Raw genomic sequence first — 25,636 nt, forward strand, 5'->3', positions numbered from 1 at the left:
AATCTAAAATGGAAAAAAACATTGCATTATTTGGTACCAGTGCAGATCCACCTACCGTAGGACATGAGAAAATACTAGATGAATTATCCAAAATTTATGCTTTTACCATTTGTTATGTAAGCAACAACCCTAACAAAAAGCATAAAGAGAGTATCTCAATCCGTAGCCAATTATTAAAAACTCTCATTGAAGATTTAGATAATCCAAAAATATTATTTAATCAGAGTGTTACTAGCCAATGGGCAGTAGAGTCTATTAAAAAATGTAAAAAAATTTATGAATTAAATAATTTAGATTTTGTTATTGGGAGCGATTTAATTAAAGATATTTTCTATTGGAAAAATTTTGATAAAATTACTGATGAGGTAAATTTTTTAGTAATTTTAAGAGAGGGATATCCAGTTGAATTAAATACTCTTAAGATGTTAGAAACTTATAAAGTGAAATTTAAGATTTCACCGATAAAAATCCCAAACATTTCAAGTTCTAAGCTCAGGTCAAACTTTAATTATTCTAATTTACCAACTTCATTAATAGATGTTGTTAAAAAGAATAACTTATATGAATCCACTAAATTAGTTGAATGAAGTTTTTACTTGCTCAAATTAATCCAGTTGTAGGTGATTTAAAGGGTAATGCAAAAAAAATACTTTCTACTGCTTCGAAAGCAAGCTCAACTTCTGCTGATTTAGTTCTTACTCCAGAATTATCACTATGGGGATATCCAGCAAAAGACCTACTTCTAAAAAAAAATTTAATCAAAAATCAATATCAAATTCTTGACCAATTAGCCATAGATATTAATAAAAAATATGGAAATTTGAGCATAACAGTAGGGATAGCTGAGATAATAAATGATTCTTTTTTCCCAAATCTTTATAATTCTATTGCATTGATTGAAAGCGGTGAGTGGAAAATAATTGCTCGTAAAATTATTCTTCCCACCTATGAAGTATTTGACGAGAAAAGATACTTTAGATCAGAAGAAAAAGTTTCTGTATTTACAAAAGAAATTAATAATAAAACTTGGCGACTTGGCTTTACTATATGTGAGGATTTATGGGTCAACAAAAACATAGAAGGTAGAGGAATTCATAAAAAGAATCCTATTTTTGATTTAAAGAAAGAAAAAGTTGATATTTTAGTGAACTTATCGGCCTCCCCATATACCTTCAAAAAGTTAGAGCTAAGATCCAAAGTTTCCAGTTTTGCTGCTCAATATCTTCAAGTACCGCTGATATATGTAAACCAGATTGGAGCAAATGATAATTTAATTTTTGATGGAAATAGTTTTATTCTTGATAAGAATGGATCTAAAATAAAACAATTAAAATCTTTTTCAGAAGACCTCTCCATTTGGGACATTGAGCAAACAAAACCTCAAAAAAATAAATTTGAAAAGTCTGAGATGGCATCAATTTTTGATGCATTAGTCCTTGGTGTTAGGGATTATGCTCAAAAATGCGGTTTTAAAACAGCTTTAATTGGACTAAGTGGCGGCATTGATTCAGCACTAGTTTCAGCAATTGCGGCAGCTGCTCTTGGCAATAATAATATTTATTGCGTCTCAATGCCCTCTAAGTGGAGCTCATCTCATTCAAAGGGTGATGCGAAAGATTTAGCAAGAAGATTAAAGATCAATTACCACAGCATCCCAATTGAAAATTTGATGAGCTCTTTTGAAGAATCTTTTATAAATACCATATCTTTCAAGATGGCTGAAATAACAAATCAAAATATTCAATCAAGAATCAGAGGAACGCTTCTGATGGCTCTAGCAAATCAAGAAAAGCATTTATTACTTTCAACAGGAAATAAATCAGAGCTGGCAGTAGGATATTGCACACTTTATGGTGATATGAATGGGGGATTATCGGTAATTGGGGATTTATATAAAACTAATGTTTTTAAATTATGCAATTGGCTTGATAGTGAAGATTCAATTAATCATAGAAAATCGTATATGTTTGATACTAGCGTAGATTTAATTGGAGAAAATATACGTAAGAAAGCTCCAAGTGCCGAGTTAGGTCCTGATCAATTAGATACCGATTCTCTCCCACCTTATTCTATTTTAGATAATATTCTTAAAGGAATTATTGAAGAGAAAAAAGATTTACCACAATTAGAAGAAGATGGTTATAAAAAAGATTTAATTTTAAAAATTATCTCACTCATAAAAAAAGCGGAATTTAAAAGAAAGCAGGCTCCTCCAATCTTAAAACTAAGCAGTCAATCATTAGGAAGTGACTGGAGAGTTCCCATAGCAATATCTTATTAATCACTATAAGAACTCTGTTGGATTTTTTTTAAAGGCCGTTTAACTGAATCAAGGTTGATCCCTCTTTTGATAGCAAGAATTATACCTGCAGCTTCTAAATAATTATCCACTTCAAAAAGATTGGGATAATCATAAAATTCATTTGTCACTTTTAATATATTTTGATTTTTTACAGAGATAATATTTAAACCTTTTTCAATCCCTGCTAGTACTGCTTCTCCACCTAGTGCCCCATTAGGAACAACGATAGATTCAATATGATCAGGGTGAAGTGAGATTGATTCATTTTTAGCAGGCAATTCAACAATGTCAGGTGCATTGCTTAACCCAATCAGTACTGATGGTAAAAAGGTGTATCCTATTTCTTCTGCAGCTGCACGAGGATCTAAATTTTCATTCAATTCAATTGGATTTAAAGCAGGTGCGTGAGCACAGGGAACTTTTAAAAATTTGCTTATTAAATGACTTATAACTGCTTCGACTCCAGAGATAGGATCAACCCCTTTCCCCTCTCGATAGATATTCGTTTCTAAAGAATCTGAATCATTTGGAAATTTTGCCACAATTGCTATTGCCGTAACTCCTTTTTCTATTAAATATTTTCCAGCATCAATTAGAGTATCAGGATTTTCAATTATGCCGCCACTGATTTTTGAAGAATCAGAATCTAGAACTATGTTTAATGGCTTATTTGTGATCACATAAGAATGAACATTAATCCCTAAAGTAGAAACACATGCATCAGCAACTTGTAAATGTCTTACTAAAATTTCTTTTTCAATGGCTGAATCAAAAATTATCCCAATTTTCTGTTGCTTTACCCTTTTTAAAGCGATTTCTCCTTTAGCAAGCCGGTCTAAACTATAACCCTCAACATAAAAAATATTTTTATCTTTTTCAGAGAGAGTGCCGCCATTCATAACATTTGGATGAGTAATTAAACATCCACTTGCCGATGCTAATAATTTAGCGGTAGGAAGTGCATCCCCAGCAAAGCCTCCTACTTCACAACCAATACCAGTTGGAACAATGAATATTGTTGGTGAATTTTCCATTATTAAAAAATTTCAATTTATATTTTTTAATTAGCTAAGACAGCTTTAATTCTAAGTTTTTTTGTTCCAAAAGAGTCAATAGAACTTTGAATATCAACAATTGACCATCGAATTAAATCACCTTTTTTTTCTAAATTTGTAATGATAAATTCCCTTAAATTTTTTAATTTTATTGAAACTGGCCAATCTAAGCAATAATCAATTGAACTTAATTTCATTTTTGATATTTACCAAATTGATCATTATATAAATCATCTTCGACTTCTTTACCAATAACAATATTCAAATCTGACTTGGGATATGCCACACACAAAAGTGCAAAGCCCCTTTCCCTCAAATCATCATTTAATCCCATAGCATCATGTTGATCTACAGATCCTTCCAATATCATGGATGCACAATCTGTACAAACTCCTGAACAACAACTACTAGGTAAATCTATTCCATTCATTTTTGCCGCTGAAATAATATCTTGGTCTTCAGAACATAAAAAACTAAAAGTCTTTTGCTCAAATTGAACTTTGATATTGTATTCAGGCATATCCTAAATCTTACTGCTAAACTGCTGAACCTCCTACAACTTCTAATATTTCTTGAGTAATAGCTGCTTGTCTAGCTTTGTTATAGGTTAGATTCAAAGTACTTGCTAATTCTTTAGCATTATCACTCGCATTATTCATAGCAGTCATCCTGCAAGCGAGTTCTGAAGCTGCCGACTCTTGAAGAGCCCTTAATACCTGATTCTGTAAATATAATGGTAATAAAGAATCTAATAGTTGATCAGGACTTTGTTCGAAAACAATATCTGATGGCAACTTCTCTGAATCACTTTTTATATTTGTTTTTTCAACAAGTAACTTACTATTTTTTGTAGTCAACCTAAAAATTTCATCATTTTCCTCAGCAATTCCTTGAGGGTCGAGTGGCAATAGTGTTTGAACGACAGGAGCGCAGCTAACTAGAGTGATGAATTTCGTGTAAATAATTTCGACCCTATCAGAATTTTCTGAAAGAAATTCAGCTAAAATCTCATTTGTAACTCCTTCAGAGTCCTTAACTGTGGGTACCTGTTCTAGTTCTTTGAAAGTACTTTTAATTACATATCTATCCTTTCTATTTTGAAAATATCCAATAGCTTTCTTCCCTACCAAAATTAAATTTGGCTGATACCCTTGTTTGACTAATTCTGCGTATCTTATTTCTACCTTTTTTATTATATTTGTATTGTAACCACCGCATAAACCTCTATCTGCAGTTATACAAACTAAAGTAATGCTCTTTACTTCTCTTTTAGATAATAGAGGAGAGTCGACAGCCTCAAATTGTACTCTAGATTGAATATTTTCTAAGACCCTTGCAAGTTTATCTGCAAAAGGTCTGCTCTTAAGAACTTGATCTTGAGCTCTCCTAACTTTTGCAGCTGCAACAAGTCTCATGGCCTCCGTTATCTTTCTTGTATTTTTAACGGAAACGATTCGATCTCTAATCTCTTTAAGATTTGCCATGATATCTCCTAAATAAATTTAAACTGTTGCAAGCATTGATGATTTAACTTCATTTATCACCTCTTTTAGTGTCGCTTCTAATCCATCATTTAATTTCTTTTCTTTAAGAATCTCTTCTATAAATTCTGCTTTATTTAACTTTAGGTATTCCCTTAGTTCAGTTGCGAATTTAGTAACATCTTCAACAGGAACCTCATCAATAAGACCTTTAACTCCTGCATAAACAACTGCAACTTGTTCTGCAAGGTTTAGTGGAGAGAATTGAGGTTGCTTTAATAATTCTCTTAGTCTTTTGCCTCTTTCAAGTTGTTGCTGAGTTGCTTCATCAAGATCAGATGCAAATTGGGAAAATGCAGCTAGTTCATCAAACTGTGCGAGTTCTAATTTTAATGTTCCTGCAATTTTTTTAATTGCTTTTGTCTGAGCGGCTCCTCCAACACGGCTAACAGAAATACCAACATTAATAGCTGGTCTTAATCCTGAGTTAAATAAATCTGCACTCAAGAATATTTGTCCATCTGTAATTGAAATAACATTAGTTGGAATGTAAGCCGAAACGTCCCCTGCCTGAGTTTCAATAATTGGAAGGGCTGTCATAGAACCCCCTCCCATGGCATCAGAAAGTTTTGCTGCTCTTTCTAGTAATCTACTGTGTAAGTAGAACACATCTCCTGGATAAGCCTCTCTTCCTGGTGGTCTTTTTAAAAGAAGAGACATTTGTCGGTAGGCTTGAGCTTGTTTTGTTAGATCATCATAAATAACGAGTGTTGCTTTACCCTGATACATAAAATGTTCAGCAATTGCTGCGCCGGTATAAGGTGCTAAGTACTGTAAAGCAGCTGGTTCTGAAGCTCCTGCACTAACTACGACTGTATAATCTAGGGCTCCTCTTTCTCTTAAGACCTCTACGATATTTGCTACTGATGCTGACTTCTGACCAATAGCTACGTAAACACAAACTACGTCTTGACCTTTTTGGTTGATTATTGTGTCGATAGCAATCGCAGATTTTCCAGTTTGTCTATCACCAATAATTAATTCTCTTTGACCTCTTCCAACAGGAATCATTGCATCTATAGATGTGATACCTGTTTGCATTGGTTCATGCACTGATCTTCTCTTGATTATTCCAGGAGCCATTTCTTCAATCAATCTAGTATCACTTGTTGGAATTTCTCCTTTCCCATCTATAGGTTGTCCGAGAGGGTTAACAACTCTCCCCTGCATTGCTTCACCAACAGGAACAGATGCAATTTTACCTGTGGATTTAACGTTACTTCCTTCTTGAACACCAAGCGCCTCCCCCATTAAAACGGCTCCAACATTATCATCTTCCAGATTTAAAGCTATACCTTCGGTACCATCCTCAAATTCCAATAACTCACCTGCCATGACCTGATCTAAGCCATATATTCTTGCAATGCCATCACCGATTTGCAGAACAGTTCCTACATTGCTAACACTTACAGATTGGTCATAATCAGTTATTTGTTGTTTTAAGATTGAACTGATTTCATCAGGGCGTATAGATACCATGGATTTAAGAATTTAAGGTTGATTTAAAAGTTACTTGGAAAGAGATAAGCCAAGTTTTCTTATTTGTGAAGCAAGAGAAGCATCAATAACTTTTGATCCTACACTGGCGACGAAACCACCAATAAGAGATGGGTCGATTTTAGTTACAAGTTCTAATTTTTCTGTTCCAGCAATATTGATGATCTTTTTGGTAATTAAACCTTTCTGTTCATCAGTAAGCTCGACTGCAGAAGTAACAGTTGCTAATGCAATATTACTATTTTCTCGGTAAATCTCTAAAAATCTATCAAGAATTGAAGTAAGGATTCCAATTCTTTGCCTATCGGCCAATAATTTTAAGAAATTCAATAAAGAAGAATTAACCTTATTTGAAAAAATTTCAATAATGATTTTCTTCTTAGCATCTGTCTCTAAAATGGGAGAGGATAGTGCCTTCTCCAATTCAGGGGAATCATTTATTAATTCCAAGAGTTGTTTAACCTCAGAAACCATCTCTTCAGTTTGCGAATTTTCATTCACAACTTGAAGTAATGCCTCTGCGTATGGTGTAGTAACTGAATTTAAAAGTGGCATTAGTTAACCTCAATATTGTTAATTGATTGAGTTACCAAATTTTCTTGTGTTGTTTTATCAAGTCGATTTGGTAGAGAATCTAAAGCTTTCTTAATTGCCAGTTCAACAGCTTCTTTTCGAAGTTGAGAAATTGCTCTGGATGCTTCAGAGCTCTCATCAGAGATTGCACTTTGTTTAATTCGTGCCATCTCCTCTATAGCTTTTTTCTCACTTTCCATTCTGATTGATTCAGATCTTTTAAGGGAATCTGCTTTTATTTGAGAAGCTTTTTCTTCTGCTAAAGATAAATCTTTCTTCGCTTTTTCTAAAGCTTGAGTTGCATTTAGTAGTCGATCTTCAGCATCTTTTAATTCAAGAAGGATTCCCTCTCTCCTTTTTTGAAGCATTTTACCTAGGAAACCAGGCAAAAATTTATAAAGACCGAAAACTACTACAGCCCAATTAAGGATATTAGTTTCGAATAAATTGAAGTTCAATCCAAAACCTTCTGTAGCTAAGAGAGTTAAATTCATTTTTCTAGAATCAATCTATTAACAATAAGTTCGCTTAGATCATCAGCCTGTTTAGAAAGTTGATCACGAGCAACAGACGTCTGACTTTCAATTTCTAGTCTTGCCTTTTCTTTTGAAGCATTTGCTTCATTGTTAGCAAGTTCTAGTGCTTCTTTATAGAGCTTGTCAGACTCATTTTCAGCTTCGCTCACAATTCTTTGGGCTTCTGTACGAGCACTTTGAAGCTGAGTTAATAAATCAGCTTCTAATTTTTTAACCTCAGAAAGTTTATTTTTGGCCTCAATAATATTATTACTTACAAACTTTTCTCTTTTTTCTACAACATTGCCAACAGGCTTAAAAAAGAGAGAATTTAATATGTAAGTAAGTGCAACTACTTGTATCGCCATTAGTGGCAAAGTGGCATTTATATCGAATAATCCACCTTCTGTAGCACCAAAAAAATTAAAGGCCAACATATGTTTTAGTTGAAGTTAAAAAATTAAATTTAAATATTGCTAATAAGGATTAAAAGCAATATTAACTTTTAGGAAAAAGGATTCGCAAAAAGTAGTACCAAAGCCACAACTAATCCGTAAATTGTTAATGACTCCATGAAAGCGAAAGATAAAAGAAGAGTTCCTCTAATTTTACCTTCAGCTTCTGGCTGACGGGCAATACCCTCAACAGCACCTTGAGCTGCGTTACCTTGTCCAAGACCTGGGCCAATAGCACCTAGACCAACTGCTAAACCAGCAGCTACAACTGATGCAGCGGAAGTAATCGAATCCATAATTTTGAAATAAAGAGCTTAATACTTGTGATAATCTTTGTTGTCATACACGCTTGGACATCCTTTGTTTTAAGAATGGGTCTGATATTTTCAGACCTACGCGATTAGATATTTTGCCAGATTACAGACCCTTTGTAAAAGCGTCTGAATGTATTGGAAGACAGCTAATGGTGTTCTTCAACAGCTTCTCCAATGTAGTAGGCCGCTAGTGTTGCAAAAATCAATGCCTGAATTGCACTTGTAAATAATCCTAGGAACATAACAGGTATTGGGAGAATTAGTGGAACTAAAAAGACTAGAACACCAACAACAAGTTCATCAGCCAAAATATTTCCAAATAGCCTAAAAGAGAGTGATAAAGGTTTCGTAAAGTCCTCTAGAATTTTGAAAGGAAGCATAATCGGAGTTGGGTGAACATAATATTCGAAGTATCTCCAACCCTTATTGCTTAAACCTGCATAGAAATAAGAAAGTGAAACCAATAAAGCCAAGGCTATAGTTGTATTAATATCTGCAGTAGGTGCTCCTAATTCTCCACTTGGTAACTTAATCAATCTCCAAGGAATTAAAGCTCCTCCCCAATTACTAACAAAGACGAATAAAAATAAAGTACCAATAAATGGCATCCAATCTCTATAAACTTTTTCACCTATTTGCGTCCTAGCAAGATCTCTTATGTAATCCCAGAGGAACTCAAGCAGGTTTTGAAGGCCTTTAGGATCATTTTCCATTTTTTTAGTTCCTAAAGAAATAAAAACTAATAAAGCTCCTAATAAAATCCAAGATGTTAAAAATACCTGCCCATGTAGTCTGATATTTCCAATTTGCCAATAAAGATGTTGACCAACTTCTAATGCTGCAAAATTTGTTAGCAAGGAATTAAAAAACATTTGTTTTGAATAAAAAAAATTTACTTAAGAACGTGAAAAATAGAGAATGAGTGAAGGCTTATAAATGAAAAAACCTATCATCGCAGGAAAAATATCCAAAGATCCTAGCTTGCTAGCAAAAATAAAGAGGCAAACTGGAACCAAAAGTTGCAATTTTGATACACCTGATGATTCTTTACCAAGTTTCCCTATACTTTTGGCAAGCAAACGTAGGTAAAAAATGCCGGCAATTGCACCTATAAAAATACTAAAACCAAAATTAAAGCCAAGAAAAATTCCAGTTATTGATGCTAATAAAATAGAAACAATAAAAGTAATTCCAAAAATTGTTAATTGCAATTTTGTGTATTCATCATTTTGGGAAAGCAAATGAGCTATTTGATTGGCAATGCCAGATTTACTTTCTTTGATGATCGAATTATTCAGGGATTGAGGAAATTGAACATTCTTATTAGAAGGATGCTCAAGTTTTTTTCTATTTGAGTCCACTGATGTGAACATAGTTTAGAAACCCCTCTGAATGGTTTAAGTAAGTATATAAACTCACGGAATCTATCATGAAGAGGTGCCTTTTAGCTAGTTTTTTTTTATAAAAAATTAATTCTTAAGATTTATGATGAATCTGTAGGCCATTTTTTACTTTATTCTTCAAAAACAAAATTTTATGAAAAGTCATCTTTTTAATACCGTTAACACTTTAAAACGTTAATAAAAGACTTGGCAAAATCTCAATTAAACGTCTCAATAGTAAATATACATCTAAAAAATTGGAGATAAGTCAAGAAAAAATAAAATATAAAAGAATTTCTAAAAGAAAAAAAACCTTTAGTTATTATTACAAAAAAAATTTCAGCAATTTAAAAGAGTCTATATTTCCCTTACCTTGGGCGATTTGGCCTCATGAAGCAAAAATTCTCATTGTCATAATTGGAATTTGGTCAATCTTTGGAATATGCATACTAGGATCATCAAGTTGGTGGGTGGCTAGTAGAGAAATGGGAAATTGGGCTTACTTCTTAAAAAAACAAATTATTTGGACAATTCCTGGAATTGGTTTATTTTATTTCGTACTTAATACAAACATTAGAAATCTTTTAAAGTTTTCAAGAATTATTTTTTATATTTTATTCTTTTTGATTTTCCTTACCAATCTTACTGGAATTACAGTTAATGGATCTTCAAGATGGCTAGTGCTTGGCAATTTACTTCTCCAGCCATCTGAATTAATTAAACCTTTTCTAATTCTAGAAGCTTCTAATCTTTTCGCACACTGGAATCTAATAAAGAGTGATAAAAAATTAATTTCAATTATAACCTTTGGTTTATTAATTTTATTAATACTTAAACAGCCTAACTTAAGTACTGCATCATTAACTGGAATTCTTCTTTGGGTAATGGGTTTATGTGGAGGAGTAAAACTTAGCTCTCTTTGCTCATTTGCTTCAGTAGGATTAATTACTGGATGTATCAGCATCCTTAATAACGAATATCAAAAACTGAGAGTTACTTCATTTATAAATCCTTGGAAAGATCAACAAGAAAATGGATTTCAATTGGTTCAAAGTTTATTAGCTATAGGTTCAGGTGGTCTATTTGGCCAAGGTTTTGGACTGTCGATACAAAAATTACAGTATCTGCCGTTCATGTATACAGATTTTATTTTTGCCATTTTTGCGGAAGAATTTGGTTTATTAGGATGTACTTTATTCTTAGGATTTTTAGCAGTATTCTCTTATATAAGCCTAAGAATTAGTCTTAAGTGCAGGAACAACTATACAAAATTAGTTGCTATCGGATGTGGTGTGTTGTTGACAGGTCAATCAATAATGCATATTGCTGTAGCAACAGGTTCAATGCCTACTACGGGGTTACCACTACCTTTCATTAGTTATGGTGGCAATTCATTAATAGCGTCTTTTTTTATTGCAGGGATGTTAGTTAGATGTTCATTAGAGTCAACAGGATTCATTGGTATGATTAGTACACGAAAGACTCTTAATTAGTTAGAATTTAAAGGATTAAATTCAAGCTATCGAATCATTTAATTTAGTTATTTCAGAATTATCTCAAAAGGGTAATCTGCTTATGCAGAATGGTCTTAATAGTCCTGGTCCATTTACTATATTTTTGGTTTTCAGCGCAGGACTTCTAACAAGTCTTGGGCCATGTTCATTATCATTACTTCCAGTAACAATTGCTTATATAGGCGGAACAGAGAAAAATAAATTTAAACTTATTAGTTTTTCAGGAGGTGTAGTTTTTTCGCTTGTTGCACTAGGGGCTGCGAGTGGATTCTTAGGTAAAATATATGGGCAAATTCCATCTTATTACACTTCATTTGTTGCCCTAATAGCAATAATAATGGGTTTAAATTTATTAGGAATTCTAAAGTTTCAATTTCCGAATGGACCTGATATAAAAATAATTGAAGATAAAATACCAACATTTATAGCGCCTTTTGCCATAGGGACTACTTTTGGACTAGCTTCTTCACCTTGCATTACTCCAGTTTTAGCAACTCTTTTGGCTTGGGTATCGCAAGCTAAAAACCCGATAATATCTATTATTTTTTTATTTTTCTTTGGGATAGGCCAAGTAACCCCATTAATCATTGCAGGAGCTACTGCAGAAAACTTAAAGCAATTTTTAGCTCTCAGAAAATTTAGTCAAATAATTCCGACTTTAAGTGGGATATTTTTAATTTCCCTAGGGTTATTAAATTTATTTTCAAATTGGATCTAAATGATTATTTTTAAGAATCTAATTTTAAAAATATCAAGTTTAAGATTCGCTATATCGCTGATAATCTTCATTGCTTTTGCCAGTGGAATAGGTACCTTTATACCTCAAGGTAGTAATGATAAATTCTATATCGATAATTTCGATAGAGCTCCCATTTTTGGACTTTTAGATGGAGAAAAAGTCTTAAAACTTCAATTGGATCATATATATACAAGCTTTTGGTTTTTATTTGCATTAATTCTTCTTTGCATTTCTCTGGCAGCTTGTAGTTTCAGGAGGCAAATTCCTTCATTAAAAGCTTCATTAAAATGGGTTGAATATAAGAGCGAAAAAAAATTTAGCAAACTGCAACTAACTACAAGTCATCCAATAAATCAAGATGGAGAACATATATCAAAAGTAGATTTATTACTTAAAAAAAAAGGATGGAAAACATACAAATTTAATAGTCATATTTCTGCAAGAAAAGGGTTAATTGGAAAAATCGGTCCTTTAGTTGTACATATCGGATTAATAGTCTTACTTATAGGTTCAGCATATGGAAGTTTTACAAGTCAATCAAAAGAACAATATTTACTGCCTGGAGAAACTTTAGATCTTGTTAATGAGAGCACAAACTCAAAAGCTAATGTAAAGTTAGTCGATTTTTCTATAGAGCGTGAAAGTGATGGTGTGCCCAAACAGTTTATTTCAAAATTAAATTTTTCTTCTGAAGATCTAAATTTAAATGAAATAAAAATAACCAAAGTTAATCACCCAATCAGGTTTAAAGGATTAACTATTTATCAAGCAGATTGGGCAATATCAAATGTTGTTTTAGAAATAGATAATATCCTTTATCAATTACAATTAAAGGAGATTCCAGAAATTGGTAATCAAGTTTGGGGAGTTTTAGTTGAATTAGGATCGGAGACTAAGAAAAATTTCCTTTTAACAATAGATAATGAAAATGGTCCACTTAAAATTTCGAATATAGAAAATTTTTCCGAGAATAATCTCTATATCAATGACGATCCTTTAGAAGTTAACTCTTCAAAAGTATCTCTGAAAAAAATAATCCCCATCAGTGGATTAATAATTAAAAATGATCCGTCTATACCATTTATTTACTTTTCTTTTATCTTAATAATTTTTGGAACAATAATCAGTCTTATACCAACTAACCAATTATGGATTCTGGTAAACAAAGAATCACAAAAGTTATCTATTGGAGGCCTTAGTAATAAAAATCTAGTTGGTTTTAAAAAAGAATTTTTTAAATTATCAGACGAAATAAAAAATTTTTAATTTCTTTTCTGCCCACTAAAAATATCTAACTGCATAGAAACATTCCCTCTGGGGTTAAATGCAGCATTTAAATGTATCCAGTGAGGTGAACCTTCATTCACTAAATCATCCATAATTCTATTCACAACTTCCTCATGTGATATTTTTATATCCCTAAAATTATTAATATAAAGCTTTAAAGACTTCAACTCATAGACTTTCAAATTAGGTTGATAAATAATATTTAGCTTTGCAAAGTCTGGATAACCAGAAAATGGGCACTTACATGTAAATTCAGGTAACTGAATAGAAATTTCATAAATTCTTTTCTTATTTGGATTATCGAAACAAATTATTTTTGATTCTTCAATAATTCTTTCACCATATAGCGGTCTTTGAGTCGAATCCTCTAATTTAGCTGTACTCATTTTTAGTAGAACTTTTTACTAAACCTATATAAAAACTATATATAAAGAAAAAAATTCGCAAAAGTATCAACAAATTTAAGTATTACAATTGACTAAGTCAAATGATGTTAAATCTTATTTTTGTATCAACTGTAACATTCATTATGTCCGCCGAAAGGTTTATATGTGTGTAGTTCAATAAAAATTAATGGACATTTGTTTGATAACTATCGATAACAACTTAAATAAATCACTTCAACCAAAAACTGCAATTGGAATGTTATGGCTTCAAACACACTTTGAGAATGATCAGTGGGAAGCGTTGTCAAATAGTACAGTAATAATTTCTGAAGAAAATTCCCAACTATTAATTGAAGACGCCAAGAATGCAGGCCTTAATGTTGAATGTTTGTCTGATATTTCAATGCTGGATGTTTTTCCAAAAAACAATTAAAATAGGAATGTTCAATCTTTAATCATGAAGAAAATTGAAGCAATAATACGTCCATTTAAGCTGGAGGATGTAAAAATTGCATTAGTAAATTCCGGCATTGTTGGAATGACAGTTAGTGAAGTTAGAGGTTTTGGGAGGCAAAAAGGACAAGTTGAAAGATATAGAGGTTCCGAATTTACTGTTGAATTCCTTCAAAAACTTAAAGTAGAAGTTGTCGTAGAAGATGAAAAGGTTAATTCAGTCATAGATGCGATTGCTGAAGCAGCAAAAACTGGAGAGATAGGTGACGGAAAAATATTCATCACATCAATTGATTCAGTTGTAAGAATTAGAACTGGCGACAAAGACGAAGAAGCTCTTTAATTCAAAGAGTTTCTTTTACTAAATTTTGTATATATTCACTATTAATACTCTTATTTGATTGACTTCCTAAGGTCATCCAAGCTAGATATTCATGATTCCCAGCAGGACCTACCAGCGGAGAAGCTATCAAATTCTTTATATTCCATTGGAAATTCTTAGCAGCATAGATAACAGACTCTATAGCCTCAGTATGGAATTTAGGATTGCGAACAACACCTCCTTTACTGACTTTATCTTTACCTACCTCAAATTGGGGTTTAATTAAAAAAATTCCCTCAATACAATCACCTTGTAATAAATTACCAATAGATTTAAAAACTAACTTTAATGAAATAAAAGACAAATCAGCAACAACAAAATTTGGTAATTCATTACTTCTAGATAAAAGATCATTAGGTTTTAAATTTCTAATATTAGTTCGTTCAAAAAGTATAACTTTTGGGTTATTTCTAATCTTCCACGCAGTTTGTCCATAACCAACATCTATCCCATAAACTAACTTTGCACCTTGTTGCAATAAGCAATCAGTAAATCCCCCAGTAGAGATTCCTGCGTCAATACATATTTTGTCTTTTACTTTAATTTCAAGTTTTTTAAATGCCTCCAACAATTTTTCGCCGCCCCTTGATACAAACATAGGCGCGGAATCAATAAAAAACTCAGATCCAAATAATACTTGTTGTCCAGGTTTATCCCATACTTTTCCATTGATATCTCTAACCTTGCCCGCAAGAATTAACCCTTGGGCTTTTTGACGAGTTTCACATAAACCACTTTTAAGAAGATAAAGGTCTAATCTACTTTTTTTAATCATCTATTAATCAATAAAAAAAGACTGAATAATGAACTTCTACAAGATTAAGATCCAAATTCTTTAATACCTTCCAATTTTAAATAAGAACTAAAAAATTACCCATTATTAACGAAAGGAATAAAGGAATAAATGCAAACATTTTTATATTTAAGCTTTCTTAATTAGCCAGAAAAATGTTACATAAGAAAATAATAGCCAGGCAAATATCTTCAATGGCAAGTACATCTATAAGGTATAGAGCAATAATTCGATTTTAGTTATAAAGTTTAAATTGATAATTAATAAAAATTGTGATCGAGCGTTACACATTACCCGAAATGGGGAAAATCTGGACTGATAGCGCAAAATTCCAGAGTTGGCTTAAAGTTGAAATAGCTGCATGTGAAGCAAATTTTTCCCTGGGAAAAATTCCTGAGAATGCCATGAAAGAGATACGTTCAAATGCAAAGTTTGATGAATCTAGAATTACAGAAATTGAGAAAGAAGTTAAACATGATGTCATAGCATTTCTTACAAGCGTTAATGAATTTGTAGGAGATTCTGGAAGATATATACATGTTGGTATGACCAGTAGTGATGTACTTGATACTGGCTTATCTCTTCAGTTAAAAGATTCTTGCAAATTGTTATTAGAAGAAATTGAGAACCTAGAAAATGAAGTCAGATTATTAGCAAGGAAGCATAAAAATACCTTAATGATTGGCAGATCTCATGCAATTCATGGGGAGCCAATTTCCTTCGGTTTTAAACTTGCTGGATGGTTAGCAGAAATAATAAGGAACAAAAAAAGATTGTTAACACTGAAAGAATCTGTAGCTATTGGACAAATAAGTGGTGCAATGGGAACTTACGCTAATACGAATCCCAAAGTAGAACAAATAACTTGTGATTTACTCGGCTTAAAGCCAGATACAGCAAGTACGCAGGTCATATCGAGAGACAGGCATGCAGAATATGTTCAAACTATTGCACTAGTTGGCGCTTCTCTAGATAGATTCGCGACTGAAATAAGAAATTTACAAAGAACTGATGTTTTAGAAGTTGAGGAGGGCTTTACAAAAGGGCAAAAAGGAAGTTCTGCCATGCCTCATAAAAGAAATCCTATTCGAAGTGAAAGAGTAAGCGGTTTAGCAAGAATTTTGAGGAGTTACGTCGTAACAGCACTGGAAAATGTTCCACTTTGGCACGAAAGAGATATAAGCCATAGTTCAAATGAACGTATCATGTTACCTGACGTATCAATCTGTTTGCATTTTATGCTCAGGGAAATGAAAGATATAGTAAGCAATTTGCAAGTTTATCCAAAAAATATGCTCAAAAATTTAAATATATATGGTGGTGTAATCTTTAGTCAGAAAGTTTTACTTTTGCTTGTAGAGAAAGGGTTGTCTAGAGAAAAAGCTTATAGCTTAGTACAAAAAAATGCGCATCATGCTTGGAATACCGAAAATGGGAATTTCAAACAAAATATAGAGAGAGATAATGAAATAATAGATTTAATTGATCAAAGTGACTTAGAAGAATGTTTTAATCCTTCAATTCATCTCAATAATTTAAGTGTAATATGGGAGAAGTTAGGTATATAGGATTACTGAAAACCTTATCTAAGTTAAACCAGTGTTTTCAGAGCAATAATGACAAAAAACTTTAGGATTGAAAAAGATAGTATGGGAACAATAGAGGTTCCCATTGAAGCTTTGTGGGGCGCTCAAACACAAAGATCGATAAAAAATTTTTCTATTGGAGAAGAATTAATTCCAATCGAATTAATTTATTCACTCACCCTCATAAAAAAAGCTGCTTCAATCGCTAATTTTAATTTAGGTTTAATGGATAAAAGAAAAAAAGATTTAATTGTAGAGGCATGTACAGAAATACTTGATGGGCTTCATGATTCACAATTTCCCTTAAAGGTTTGGCAAACAGGAAGTGGCACGCAAACAAATATGAATGTAAATGAGGTAATTTCAAATATTGCAGCATTAAAAACAAATTCAGAGCTTGGTAGTCATCAACCAATTCATCCTAATGATGATGTAAATAAATCTCAGTCAACTAATGATACTTTTCCTGCTGCTATTCAAATATCAGTTGTTAATGAAATAATCAAAAATTTAGTTCCAACGATACGAGAACTTACTAAGAGCCTTGATAAAAAAAGTGAACAATGGAAAGACCTCATAAAGATAGGAAGAACCCATTTTCAAGATGCAGTGCCCCTTACTTTTGGGCAAGAAATATCAGGATGGTCAGAGCAACTTAAAGATGCTGAGAATGCAATTATTATAAGTCTGAATGAATTGTATTTTTTACCTTTGGGAGGAACTGCAGTTGGAACAGGGATTAATTGTCCAAAAGGATTTTGTGAAGAGTCTATAAAATCAATTTCCGATGATACAAATCTAATGTTCTATAAATCGAAAAATAATTTTTCTATCATGGCCTCTCATGATCGTCTAGCTCAAGTAATGAGTCAGATAAAAATATTAGCAGGTGCATTATTTAAAATTTCAAATGATATAAAAATTCTATCTTCTGGTCCAAGATCAGGAATATATGAACTAATTATTCCTCAAAATGAACCTGGAAGTTCTATCATGCCGGGTAAAGTGAATCCAACTCAATGCGAAGCCTTATCAATGGTTTGCACTCAGATAATGGGTCTTGAATATGCAGTCTCAATGGCAAATTCTAGCGGCACTTTACAGATGAATGAATATAAGCCTCTTATTGGATTTAATATTCTCACAAGTTTAAAATTACTTAAAAATGTAATAGAAAACTTCAGAATTAATTTAGTTGATGGGATGGAACCTAATCAAAAGAAAATGAAGTTAAATTTAGAAAATTCACTAATGTTGGTTACAGCCATAGTGCCAAAAGTTGGTTATGAAAAAGCAGCTAAAATTGCAAACCTTGCCTTCAAAGAATCATTAAATTTAAAAGAGGCAACACTTAAATTAGGTTATTTAAACGAAGATGAATTTGATGAAGCAATGAATATCAATTCAATGATTTGATTAAAAAAATTTAAGAATTATTGTCAATTCTTTTTGTTGCAGGATTAATATCTTCAGAGACTTTTATAAGATCATTAGATTCAGAAACAGGAAAACGATTAATAGCTTTTAATGCTAGCTTTGCTTTGCTTTTTAATTTATTACTAACACCATTACAGTATTGCACTTGAGAAAGGACATCAATTGATCTTCTAATAATCCTCACTACATCACCTTCGTCTAATGAAGTATTAAAAACCAAATCTTTCCATTTTTTTCCTCTTGCCCATTCAGAAATAATTCCAGTCAACTCTGTTTCTAAATAGATAGGAATTTCAATATGAAACTCATTTTGTTGAAATGAGACTAATTTTCTTAAACCATCCAATTCATTAAAAACATCTATTACCTTTAAAGAAGGCTTGAAATTACACCAAAGATTAGGCCTCCTTACATCAACACATATAGCTTGAATAATTGCAGCTAACTCAGGAGGATCTAAATCGTCTAAATAACCACTAACTAAAACAAGACCAATCCATAATTCATTTTCACTTCTTATTGCACCCACTGTTTGTCCAACTTCTGTCAATTCCAAATCATTTAAACAACCAAAATGATTCAAAATTTGTATCAAATCGGTAAAAGTTCTCCAGTTATGATTTTCTTTATCCTCAAGAAGTTTTTTTCTAATATTTATTTCTTGTTCAATATCAATAATTCTTTTTCTATATTTCTTTAATTTCTTAGAGTCTCCAAATCTGTGTGCAGGATGATCAGTAACTGTTTCTTCTAAATTATTAATTTGTTGCTGTTGTGCCAAAACTTCCGTTGTCAAATCATATTGTGGAGTTTGTAAATCATTTTTTTTAGAAACTTCAAAAATTTGATCCGCATAACACTGCGACTTATCATCTCCCCTAAATACCTCTCCAGAAAAATACATCTCTGGCACTTCGAGTCCTAAGACATCAATTGCATCCAAATCATTAAAAATACTTACTATGTATGAGGGTTTTATAAGAATAAATAAATTATCAATTGTCAAACACAATAAACTCTTAATTTTTTGGGATTCATATATTTTCTTGCAAATTAATCCTGGAACAATTTTTCTTTTCATTTGAGGAGCCTTGATTGAAATTAAGCTTCCATCTTTGATATATGGGAGTGCATTAGTTATCTCTTCTGATAATTTTTCTGCTGATTGTTTTTCTAAAATTTTCAAGAGTCTTCTCTCTTCTTTGAGACGATTTCTTAACTTTTCGTATGCATCAAAATCTTTCCATGAAACGTTAGATGTAATTTTTTTTAATTCAATTAAATCCTTATCTAAATTTTCAAGAATTATATTCTCGCCTGATGATTCACCTAAATATAAAAAACTACCAAAACTTCTTTTAATTAATTCTTTAGACTTCTCTAAAGTATAACTTTGTAAAAGATTCAGTACCATACCATAGCTGGGAGTGAATTGGCTTTCTAAATTATTTGGTTTGCTAATAGCCAGTGCACTTGCTTCTTTGGCCCCTTCGAATCTTGTTTGTAATGTAACAACATATCCCTGGGTATCTTTTCCTCTTCTTCCAGCTCTTCCTGACATTTGCAAAAATTCACTGCTAAATAATAATCTATGCCCATCTTCTGTCCTTTTTGATAAAGAAGAAATAACAGTTGTTCTTGCGGGCATATTTATTCCTGCAGCAAGAGTTTCAGTTGCAAAAACAACTTTTATTAAACCTTGCTGAAATAATTCCTCAACCAATTCTTTCCATGCAGGCAATAATCCAGCATGATGAGATGCAATACCGCGTTTTAATGCCTCGCATTGAGATTTATCTTTAATTGCTTCTTGATTATTTTTAAGATAAACGTCTAATTTTTGGGATATCATACTTGCTTCGGAATAACTTACTAAAGTTAAATCTTTTATATTCTCAATTGCCTTGTCACATCCTCTTCTACTAAAAATAAAATAAATAGCTGGCAACATATTTCGTTCAGCTAGTTTCGAGACCACAAAGCCAATTGAGGGAGACTTTGGTTGCATTATCCTACCCACCTTTCCTCTTATTTTCTGCCCTTTAGGAGCTCTCCAAATCTTACAGTTTGGATGAATTCCATTACCCTTATTATTTAAAAGTGGATGGAGGCCTTTAACACTACAAAAAATAAAATCAAGTGGGACTGGTCTCTTATCACTATTAATTAGTACTGTGGGGCCATGAACTTTTTCTATCCAATTTTGTAATTGATCTGAATTGGCTATTGTTGCTGATAAAGCTATTATTTGAGTTCTACTAGGGCAATGGATAATAGTTTCTTCCCAAACTGTGCCTCTTTGGGGATCATTCATATAATGACATTCATCAAGAATCACAGATTCTAAATTTTCTAAGGGATCATCAAATTCATCAAATTCGCCATAAAGCATATTCCTAAAAATCTCAGTCGTCATAACTAAGATTGGTGCTTCTCTATTTATGCTTATATCTCCAGTTAAAAGACCAACTTTATTCTCTCCATATTGATTAGCAAAATCTCTAAACTTTTGGTTTGACAGGGCCTTTAAAGGGGTTGTATAAAAAACTCTGCTGTCATGAGACAAGCCTCTATATATAGCAAATTCCCCTATCAATGTTTTTCCCGAACCTGTTGGTGCCGTTAAAACAACAGAATTTCCGCTATTAATAGCTCGTATTGCTTCTAATTGGAAATCATCTAGGGGAAAGGGGAAATATTCCTCTAAATTAAGCAATAATTGTGATTGAAGAGAGGATGAGTTAACTTCTTAATATATGATCTATATAGATATTAATAAACAAAAAATACCTTGCAAACTTTAATAGTAAATCTAGATCTTTTTAATTAAATCCACTTTATTTTATTTTACCAAAATGAAAAAAGTAAAAATTCCAAAAAATAGAATCCGTAAATTAAAAACATTTTCTTTAGGTAAAAAATCATTCGAACTTTTAAGTTTAAATTCGCAAAATAAAAAACTTATAGACTTATGCAGTAATGATTATTTTGGATTAAGTAGGGACAAGGATTTAATAAAAGCTGCTTACGAAATAAGCTTGTTAGAAGGTGTTGGTTCAGGAAGCTCTAGGTTTATTACAGGTTCAAGACCAATACATAAATTATTAGAAACAGAACTTGCCAAGTGGCTTGATCAACAAAAAGTATTACTTTTCCCAAGCGGATTTCAAGCAAATATAGCCGCTATCGAGGCTTTAGCAAACAGAAATAGTATCGTCATAGCAGATAAATTGATCCATAACTCTTTATTGGTTGGAGTCAAAGCTGCTCAAGCAAGACTGGTTAGATTTTCACACAATAATTTAAAAGATTTAGAAGATAAAATTATTAAATCTAACCCTTCAAAAAATTCCATTTTAGTTGTTGTTGAATCTCTTTATAGCATGGAGGGATCAATTGCTCCGCTCAGGGAAATAACGGAAATTTGCAAAAAAAATAGTGTTCAATTATTAGTTGACGAAGCTCATGCAATTGGAATCTTGGGCCCTGAAGGCAGAGGTTTAAGTTTTAATTGTCGTTCAGATATAACTATGATTACTGGAACTTTTGGAAAAGCATTTGGAAGCGGTGGAGCTTTCATAGCTTCTAATTCAGAAATTGGTGAGTATCTTATCCAAACAAGTGGTGCATTTAGGTATACAACTGCTCTTGCACCATCTTTAGCTGCTGGAGCGCTAGAAGGTTTAAAAAAGATTTTAGAAAATAAAGAATGGGGTAATGATTTGTTATCTTCTGCGAAGATATGGAAAGATGAAATTATTAAAAATTTTAGTTTTCCAATTCAGGGAGATTCTCACATTTTATCAATTATTGTTGGCAAAGAAGAGAAGGCAATTTATCTACAAAAATATCTTGAGGAAAATGGGTTTTTAGCAATTGCGATAAGACCTCCTACTGTTCCAGTTGGGCAATCAAGAATCAGAATAACAATACGAAGGAACATAGATTTTAATCTACTAAAAAATTTCATTGCAGTATTAAAAGAGTTTAAATGAAACAAATTATTACTCAACATGGATGGGGACTAAATAAATATTTCTGGGATGATTATAAAATTGATTTTTTAAATAATAATTGGCATTGGCAAGATAATGAAAGGGGCTATTTTTCAACAAATAATTATCAAGCAAAATGGATTAAAAGCGAATCTAAAAAAGAAATCAGAATGACTTTGTGCCATTCATTTGGTTTTCATTTAATTCAAAAAAAAATCTTAAAAGAAGCAACTCATATTGTTCTTATAAATTCTTTTAATAATTTTCTTCCTTTAAGTAATAAGAGAAACTTTATTTTGAGGTCTCTAAAAAGAATGGAAACAAAAATCATAAAAGATGAACCTAGGGATATGTTGAAAGAATTTATACATAGATCATTTATGCCAAATCATATGAATAATAGTTTTAAAAATATCTTTTATAAAAGTTTAGAGAGTTTAAATAAAACTCTTCTTTTAGGAGATTTAAAACAACTTTACATCAATAGAGATTTTCCAGTATTTTTAAGAAAAGATTGCAAAATTATTTTTATAAAATCAGAAAATGATTTGATTCTTGACAACGAATCAAATAATAACTTTTTAGATTCTCTAAATAAAACACTTGATAAGAAGCCAATTTTAATTAAATTAGCTCAGCAAGGTCATTGCTTGAATAATTTAAATTTATACGAGATCTTACTTAATACACTTAATGATGAAAATGGATAGTAAACAGTGGAATACGAAAATAAAAAATAATTTCAATGATGCTGCATATCGGTATTGCGAACATTCAAATATTCAGAAATTTTTTGCAAAAAAGATTGTTCAATTTATCAAAGAATTAAATCCCCAAAAAAAAGGTGAATGGATAGATCTAGGATCAGGACCAGGAATATTAGCTGATGAAATAGAAAAAATATTTTCTTCCCAAAAAGTAGCCAGAATTGATTTCAGCAAAAAAATGCTTCTTGAGAATAAATTATCTAGTAAAAAAATTTTATGGGATTTGAATAATGATTTACCTTCTGAAATTAATAACTGTTCTCTTTTAACATCTAACTTTTGTATCCATTGGTTAAACAACCCAGAAAAGATAATTAAAAATTGGTTTAGTAAATTAAAACCTGGAGGTTTTTTAATCATTTCTTATCCAACAAAAGATTGTTTTCCTGAATGGAAAGATACTTGTAGAAAAATTGATATTGAATATAGTGGTCTTAATTTCCTTTGCTCTGAAGAATTATTGAAATATTTCAAATCAACTGAAATTCATTATTCAGAAAAGTTTAGTTATCTTGAAAATTTTGAAGATGTATATAAGCTTTTCAAAAGCATTAAAAATGTAGGGGCACAATCAACAAATTGTAAACGCAAAACAGTGAAGGAGTTAAAAAAAATTCAAAAGTTCTGGCCAAAGAATTACAATAATACAGTTAACCTTTCATGGCAAATTGAGATTCAAATCATAAAGAAAATATGAGCAGTCAGAATAGTATTTTCAAATTTATAATTTGTGGAACAGATACTGATATTGGAAAAACTTTAATAAGCTCTTTTTTCGTTAAAGGATTAAATTCCTTTTATTGGAAGCCTATTCAAAGCGGTATTGAATCGCAAACTGATAGTCAAACTGTTGAAAAACTTGCACAATTAAGTAAAGAGAAAATCATCAAAGAAGCTTATGTCTTTACGAAACCTCTATCTCCTCATTGGGCTGCTGAAATAGATCAAAAAACTATTAACTTTGACAAGTTGAGATTACCAAAAGTGCAAGGCTCATTAATTGTAGAAACTGCAGGTGGATTAATGGTTCCAATAACACGCAATTTTTTGCAAATAGATCAAATAAAACAGTGGAATCTTCCGGTAATACTTGTGTGTAAGAGCTCACTTGGCACTCTTAACCATACCCTACTTAGTATTGAGGCATTAAAACGAAGAAATATTGAGATTTTAGGTTTAGTAGTAAATGGCGAAAAACATCTAGATAATCCAAAAACTCTAGTTGATTTTAGTGGTATTCCGTTAATTGCTGAATTTCCTTACATCAAAAAAATGGACTCAAACAATTTAGATATACTATGGAAAGAACTAGACATCAAGAATAAGTTGATCTCACTTTTAAACTCAAAAATAAGTTAAATGAAATCTTTGGACTCAAAAACTCCAAATCAAGATTGGCACCCAAATATTTGGCCACCTTTTACACAAATCAATAAAAGCAAACCGCAAATAGAAGTAACTCATGGTAAAGATGCCCTCCTATTTACTAAAGATCCTAAAAAAGAGCTAATAGATGCAATTAGTAGTTGGTGGGTAACCCTTCATGGTCATAGTAACGAATATATTGCGGATGCAATTTTCAATCAATCAAAAAAACTTGAGCAAGTTATATTCGCTGATTTTTTACATCCACAGGCAAAAAAATTGGCAGAAAGACTTAGTGAATTAACAAAACTAGAAAGATTATTCTTTTCTGATAACGGTTCTACTGCAGTGGAAGTCGCTTTAAAAATTGCCTTCCAATCTTGGCAAAATAGAGGAGAGACAAGAACTCAAATAGTAGCTTTTGATGGCGCCTATCATGGCGATACATTTGGGGCAATGGCTTTAGGTGAAAGAAATATTTTTAATGAGAATTTCGATAATCTTATGTTCCCAGTTAGAAGAGTCCACTGGCCTTCAACTTGGATAAACGATGAAGAAGTAGAAAATAAAGAAAATGATGCTGTTCAAAAATTAGAAACTCTACTTAAAACTCCCACAGTTGCAGTGATCCTTGAGCCACTTGTTCAAGGAGCAGGAGGCATGAATATGGTTAGGCCTCAGTTTATAAAAAAAGTTTCAGAAATTATAAAAAATAATAATTCATTGTTAATTGCTGATGAAGTTTTGACTGGGTTTGGAAGATGTGGAAGTCTTTTTGCGTTTCAAAAGGCAAAAATCGTTCCTGACTTAATAAGTATTTCAAAAGGCTTAACTGGTGGATTTTTACCAATGGGAATAACTTTATGCAAAGAAAAAATTTTTCAATCCTTTATTGATGATTCCCCAAGAAAAACTTTTTGGCATGGACATAGTTTTACTGCTAATCCTTTAGGTTGTGCTGCGGCTAACGCTAGCCTTGATTTATTAGAAAAAGAACCACACAGATACCTTTCATTTGAAGAAAAACATTTATCTCACTTAATTAAATTTAAAAACTTACCGCATATAAAAAAGATAAGGGTATCCGGCACAATTGCTGCCTTCGATTTAGATATTGGGAACAAAAAAGGTTATTTCAATAATATTGGCAAAGAAATAAAGAGACTTGCAATGGAGCAAGGTTTATTTATTAGACCCCTTGGGAATGTTATTTATCTCTTACCACCTCTCTGCATAACCGATGATCAATTAGAAAAAAGTTACTGGATAATAATGCAAATTTTAGAAAATCTTTAGAT

The 25,636-nt window shown here is 31.8% G+C and carries 28 protein-coding genes; 14 read left to right on the forward strand and 14 right to left on the reverse strand.

The features are described from left to right. Positions 1-8: 8 nt before the first annotated feature. Positions 9-587: a nicotinate-nucleotide adenylyltransferase gene (locus EW14_RS08240; RefSeq protein ID WP_042850988.1), complete on the forward strand. Its 579-nt coding sequence runs from the start codon at positions 9-11 to the stop codon at positions 585-587. Beyond that, the gene (locus EW14_RS08245) at positions 584-2,281 is read left to right on the forward strand and encodes an NAD+ synthase (RefSeq protein ID WP_042850989.1); all 1,698 of its coding nucleotides are present in this window, start codon (positions 584-586) and stop codon (positions 2,279-2,281) included. Before EW14_RS08240 ends, EW14_RS08245 begins: the two co-directional genes overlap by 4 nt. On the opposite strand, the gene EW14_RS08250 is transcribed toward EW14_RS08245, so the two are convergent. From EW14_RS08250 to EW14_RS08300, 11 genes are all read right to left on the reverse strand, one after another. Next, positions 2,278-3,336, reverse strand: a complete 1,059-nt coding sequence (locus EW14_RS08250) for a DUF3326 domain-containing protein (protein ID WP_042850991.1) — start codon at positions 3,334-3,336, stop codon at positions 2,278-2,280. The two genes, EW14_RS08245 and EW14_RS08250, sit on opposite strands and share 4 nt — an antisense overlap. 26 nt (positions 3,337-3,362) lie before the next feature. Beyond that, entirely contained in the window at positions 3,363-3,554 is a 192-nt protein-coding gene (locus tag EW14_RS08255; RefSeq protein ID WP_042850993.1) for a hypothetical protein, read from the reverse strand. Beyond that, on the reverse strand, positions 3,551-3,877 hold the full coding sequence (locus tag EW14_RS08260) for a 2Fe-2S iron-sulfur cluster-binding protein (protein ID WP_042850994.1): 327 nt from the start codon (positions 3,875-3,877) through the stop codon (positions 3,551-3,553). The genes EW14_RS08255 and EW14_RS08260 overlap by 4 nt, the downstream gene beginning before the upstream one ends. Positions 3,878-3,893: 16 nt before the next feature. Continuing rightward, positions 3,894-4,841: a F0F1 ATP synthase subunit gamma gene (locus EW14_RS08265; protein WP_042850995.1), complete on the reverse strand. Its 948-nt coding sequence runs from the start codon at positions 4,839-4,841 to the stop codon at positions 3,894-3,896. Between the two features lie 18 nt (positions 4,842-4,859). After that, positions 4,860-6,377 carry a F0F1 ATP synthase subunit alpha gene (gene atpA / locus EW14_RS08270; RefSeq protein WP_011863563.1) on the reverse strand — a complete coding sequence of 506 codons (1,518 nt, stop codon included), beginning with the start codon at positions 6,375-6,377 and terminating at the stop codon, positions 4,860-4,862. Between the two features lie 30 nt (positions 6,378-6,407). Next, a complete protein-coding gene (gene atpH / locus EW14_RS08275) occupies positions 6,408-6,950 on the reverse strand; it encodes an ATP synthase F1 subunit delta (protein ID WP_025930851.1) in 543 nt (180 codons plus the stop codon). Then, positions 6,950-7,462: a F0F1 ATP synthase subunit B gene (locus tag EW14_RS08280; protein ID WP_042850996.1), complete on the reverse strand. Its 513-nt coding sequence runs from the start codon at positions 7,460-7,462 to the stop codon at positions 6,950-6,952. Before EW14_RS08280 ends, atpH begins: the two co-directional genes overlap by 1 nt. Next, entirely contained in the window at positions 7,459-7,920 is a 462-nt protein-coding gene (locus EW14_RS08285) for a F0F1 ATP synthase subunit B' (RefSeq protein WP_042850997.1), read from the reverse strand. Before EW14_RS08285 ends, EW14_RS08280 begins: the two co-directional genes overlap by 4 nt. 68 nt (positions 7,921-7,988) lie before the next feature. Continuing rightward, on the reverse strand, positions 7,989-8,234 hold the full coding sequence (atpE, locus tag EW14_RS08290) for an ATP synthase F0 subunit C (protein ID WP_002805169.1): 246 nt from the start codon (positions 8,232-8,234) through the stop codon (positions 7,989-7,991). A 164-nt stretch (positions 8,235-8,398) separates the two neighbouring features. Continuing rightward, complete coding sequence (atpB, locus tag EW14_RS08295; protein WP_011863567.1) at positions 8,399-9,124, reverse strand: F0F1 ATP synthase subunit A; 726 nt, start codon at positions 9,122-9,124, stop codon at positions 8,399-8,401. A gap of 24 nt (positions 9,125-9,148) precedes the next feature. Further along, positions 9,149-9,625 (reverse strand): ATP synthase, encoded by a 477-nt coding sequence (locus EW14_RS08300; RefSeq protein ID WP_042850998.1) that lies wholly within the window; start codon positions 9,623-9,625, stop codon positions 9,149-9,151. A gap of 266 nt (positions 9,626-9,891) precedes the next feature. Between EW14_RS08300 and EW14_RS08305 the strand changes: the two genes are divergently transcribed. From EW14_RS08305 to EW14_RS08315, 3 genes are all read left to right on the forward strand, one after another. After that, positions 9,892-11,127 carry an FtsW/RodA/SpoVE family cell cycle protein gene (locus EW14_RS08305; RefSeq protein WP_042850999.1) on the forward strand — a complete coding sequence of 412 codons (1,236 nt, stop codon included), beginning with the start codon at positions 9,892-9,894 and terminating at the stop codon, positions 11,125-11,127. An 82-nt stretch (positions 11,128-11,209) separates the two neighbouring features. After that, positions 11,210-11,866: a cytochrome c biogenesis protein CcdA gene (locus tag EW14_RS08310; RefSeq protein ID WP_042851001.1), complete on the forward strand. Its 657-nt coding sequence runs from the start codon at positions 11,210-11,212 to the stop codon at positions 11,864-11,866. After that, positions 11,867-13,153: a cytochrome c biogenesis protein ResB gene (locus tag EW14_RS08315; protein WP_042851002.1), complete on the forward strand. Its 1,287-nt coding sequence runs from the start codon at positions 11,867-11,869 to the stop codon at positions 13,151-13,153. Here the strand turns inward: EW14_RS08315 and queF are convergent. After that, a complete protein-coding gene (gene queF, locus EW14_RS08320) occupies positions 13,150-13,560 on the reverse strand; it encodes a preQ(1) synthase (RefSeq protein ID WP_025889331.1) in 411 nt (136 codons plus the stop codon). The genes EW14_RS08315 and queF overlap by 4 nt on opposite strands. 187 nt (positions 13,561-13,747) lie before the next feature. On the opposite strand from queF, the gene EW14_RS08325 reads away from it, so the two are divergent. Both EW14_RS08325 and EW14_RS08330 read left to right on the forward strand, forming a co-directional pair. Then, complete coding sequence (locus EW14_RS08325) at positions 13,748-13,993, forward strand: hypothetical protein (RefSeq protein ID WP_025923532.1); 246 nt, start codon at positions 13,748-13,750, stop codon at positions 13,991-13,993. A gap of 24 nt (positions 13,994-14,017) precedes the next feature. Continuing rightward, positions 14,018-14,356 (forward strand): P-II family nitrogen regulator, encoded by a 339-nt coding sequence (locus tag EW14_RS08330; RefSeq protein WP_011377098.1) that lies wholly within the window; start codon positions 14,018-14,020, stop codon positions 14,354-14,356. Position 14,357: 1 nt separating this feature from the next. Here the strand turns inward: EW14_RS08330 and EW14_RS08335 are convergent, their stop codons facing one another. Continuing rightward, positions 14,358-15,170, reverse strand: coding sequence for a TlyA family RNA methyltransferase (locus tag EW14_RS08335; RefSeq protein ID WP_042851005.1), 813 nt, complete (start codon positions 15,168-15,170; stop codon positions 14,358-14,360). A gap of 290 nt (positions 15,171-15,460) precedes the next feature. Between EW14_RS08335 and purB the strand changes: the two genes are divergently transcribed. Together purB and EW14_RS08345 are read left to right on the forward strand one after the other, a co-directional pair. Further along, on the forward strand, positions 15,461-16,756 hold the full coding sequence (gene purB, locus EW14_RS08340; RefSeq protein ID WP_042851006.1) for an adenylosuccinate lyase: 1,296 nt from the start codon (positions 15,461-15,463) through the stop codon (positions 16,754-16,756). A 48-nt stretch (positions 16,757-16,804) separates the two neighbouring features. Then, entirely contained in the window at positions 16,805-18,190 is a 1,386-nt protein-coding gene (locus tag EW14_RS08345) for a class II fumarate hydratase (protein WP_042851007.1), read from the forward strand. A gap of 10 nt (positions 18,191-18,200) precedes the next feature. Here EW14_RS08345 and EW14_RS08350 read toward each other — a convergent pair whose 3' ends face one another. Further along, a complete protein-coding gene (locus EW14_RS08350) occupies positions 18,201-20,927 on the reverse strand; it encodes an RNA helicase (RefSeq protein ID WP_042851008.1) in 2,727 nt (908 codons plus the stop codon). A gap of 139 nt (positions 20,928-21,066) precedes the next feature. Here EW14_RS08350 and EW14_RS08355 point away from each other — a divergent pair, with 139 nt between their 5' ends. The 5 genes from EW14_RS08355 to bioA are packed head-to-tail and all read left to right on the forward strand — an operon-like array spanning position 21,067 to position 25,634. Further along, positions 21,067-22,206: an aminotransferase class I/II-fold pyridoxal phosphate-dependent enzyme gene (locus EW14_RS08355; RefSeq protein WP_042851010.1), complete on the forward strand. Its 1,140-nt coding sequence runs from the start codon at positions 21,067-21,069 to the stop codon at positions 22,204-22,206. Continuing rightward, the gene (locus EW14_RS08360; protein ID WP_042851011.1) at positions 22,203-22,916 is read left to right on the forward strand and encodes a hypothetical protein; all 714 of its coding nucleotides are present in this window, start codon (positions 22,203-22,205) and stop codon (positions 22,914-22,916) included. The genes EW14_RS08355 and EW14_RS08360 overlap by 4 nt, the downstream gene beginning before the upstream one ends. Beyond that, positions 22,900-23,670, forward strand: coding sequence for a methyltransferase domain-containing protein (locus EW14_RS08365; protein ID WP_042851012.1), 771 nt, complete (start codon positions 22,900-22,902; stop codon positions 23,668-23,670). Before EW14_RS08360 ends, EW14_RS08365 begins: the two co-directional genes overlap by 17 nt. Next, positions 23,667-24,332, forward strand: a complete 666-nt coding sequence (gene bioD / locus EW14_RS08370; protein ID WP_042851013.1) for a dethiobiotin synthase — start codon at positions 23,667-23,669, stop codon at positions 24,330-24,332. The genes EW14_RS08365 and bioD overlap by 4 nt, the downstream gene beginning before the upstream one ends. Further along, on the forward strand, positions 24,333-25,634 hold the full coding sequence (gene bioA, locus EW14_RS08375) for an adenosylmethionine--8-amino-7-oxononanoate transaminase (RefSeq protein WP_042851014.1): 1,302 nt from the start codon (positions 24,333-24,335) through the stop codon (positions 25,632-25,634). Positions 25,635-25,636 lie beyond the last annotated feature (2 nt).

It is taken from the genome of Prochlorococcus sp. MIT 0604 (assembly GCF_000757845.1).
Taxonomy (GTDB): Bacteria; Cyanobacteriota; Cyanobacteriia; order PCC-6307; family Cyanobiaceae; genus Prochlorococcus_A.

Coding starts and splice junctions, on each gene's coding strand:
- EW14_RS08240 (WP_042850988.1), top strand. CDS start 9: ATGGAAAAAAACATTGCATTATTTGGTACCAGTGCAGATCCACCTACC.
- EW14_RS08245 (WP_042850989.1), top strand. CDS start 584: ATGAAGTTTTTACTTGCTCAAATTAATCCAGTTGTAGGTGATTTAAAG.
- EW14_RS08250 (WP_042850991.1), bottom strand. CDS start 3,336: ATGGAAAATTCACCAACAATATTCATTGTTCCAACTGGTATTGGTTGT.
- EW14_RS08255 (WP_042850993.1), bottom strand. CDS start 3,554: ATGAAATTAAGTTCAATTGATTATTGCTTAGATTGGCCAGTTTCAATA.
- EW14_RS08260 (WP_042850994.1), bottom strand. CDS start 3,877: ATGCCTGAATACAATATCAAAGTTCAATTTGAGCAAAAGACTTTTAGT.
- EW14_RS08265 (WP_042850995.1), bottom strand. CDS start 4,841: ATGGCAAATCTTAAAGAGATTAGAGATCGAATCGTTTCCGTTAAAAAT.
- atpA (WP_011863563.1), bottom strand. CDS start 6,377: ATGGTATCTATACGCCCTGATGAAATCAGTTCAATCTTAAAACAACAA.
- atpH (WP_025930851.1), bottom strand. CDS start 6,950: ATGCCACTTTTAAATTCAGTTACTACACCATACGCAGAGGCATTACTT.
- EW14_RS08280 (WP_042850996.1), bottom strand. CDS start 7,462: ATGAATTTAACTCTCTTAGCTACAGAAGGTTTTGGATTGAACTTCAAT.
- EW14_RS08285 (WP_042850997.1), bottom strand. CDS start 7,920: ATGTTGGCCTTTAATTTTTTTGGTGCTACAGAAGGTGGATTATTCGAT.
- atpE (WP_002805169.1), bottom strand. CDS start 8,234: ATGGATTCGATTACTTCCGCTGCATCAGTTGTAGCTGCTGGTTTAGCA.
- atpB (WP_011863567.1), bottom strand. CDS start 9,124: ATGTTTTTTAATTCCTTGCTAACAAATTTTGCAGCATTAGAAGTTGGT.
- EW14_RS08300 (WP_042850998.1), bottom strand. CDS start 9,625: ATGTTCACATCAGTGGACTCAAATAGAAAAAAACTTGAGCATCCTTCT.
- EW14_RS08310 (WP_042851001.1), top strand. CDS start 11,210: ATGCAGAATGGTCTTAATAGTCCTGGTCCATTTACTATATTTTTGGTT.
- EW14_RS08315 (WP_042851002.1), top strand. CDS start 11,867: ATGATTATTTTTAAGAATCTAATTTTAAAAATATCAAGTTTAAGATTC.
- queF (WP_025889331.1), bottom strand. CDS start 13,560: ATGAGTACAGCTAAATTAGAGGATTCGACTCAAAGACCGCTATATGGT.
- EW14_RS08325 (WP_025923532.1), top strand. CDS start 13,748: ATGGACATTTGTTTGATAACTATCGATAACAACTTAAATAAATCACTT.
- EW14_RS08330 (WP_011377098.1), top strand. CDS start 14,018: ATGAAGAAAATTGAAGCAATAATACGTCCATTTAAGCTGGAGGATGTA.
- EW14_RS08335 (WP_042851005.1), bottom strand. CDS start 15,170: ATGATTAAAAAAAGTAGATTAGACCTTTATCTTCTTAAAAGTGGTTTA.
- EW14_RS08345 (WP_042851007.1), top strand. CDS start 16,805: ATGACAAAAAACTTTAGGATTGAAAAAGATAGTATGGGAACAATAGAG.
- EW14_RS08355 (WP_042851010.1), top strand. CDS start 21,067: ATGAAAAAAGTAAAAATTCCAAAAAATAGAATCCGTAAATTAAAAACA.
- EW14_RS08360 (WP_042851011.1), top strand. CDS start 22,203: ATGAAACAAATTATTACTCAACATGGATGGGGACTAAATAAATATTTC.
- EW14_RS08365 (WP_042851012.1), top strand. CDS start 22,900: ATGATGAAAATGGATAGTAAACAGTGGAATACGAAAATAAAAAATAAT.
- bioD (WP_042851013.1), top strand. CDS start 23,667: ATGAGCAGTCAGAATAGTATTTTCAAATTTATAATTTGTGGAACAGAT.
- bioA (WP_042851014.1), top strand. CDS start 24,333: ATGAAATCTTTGGACTCAAAAACTCCAAATCAAGATTGGCACCCAAAT.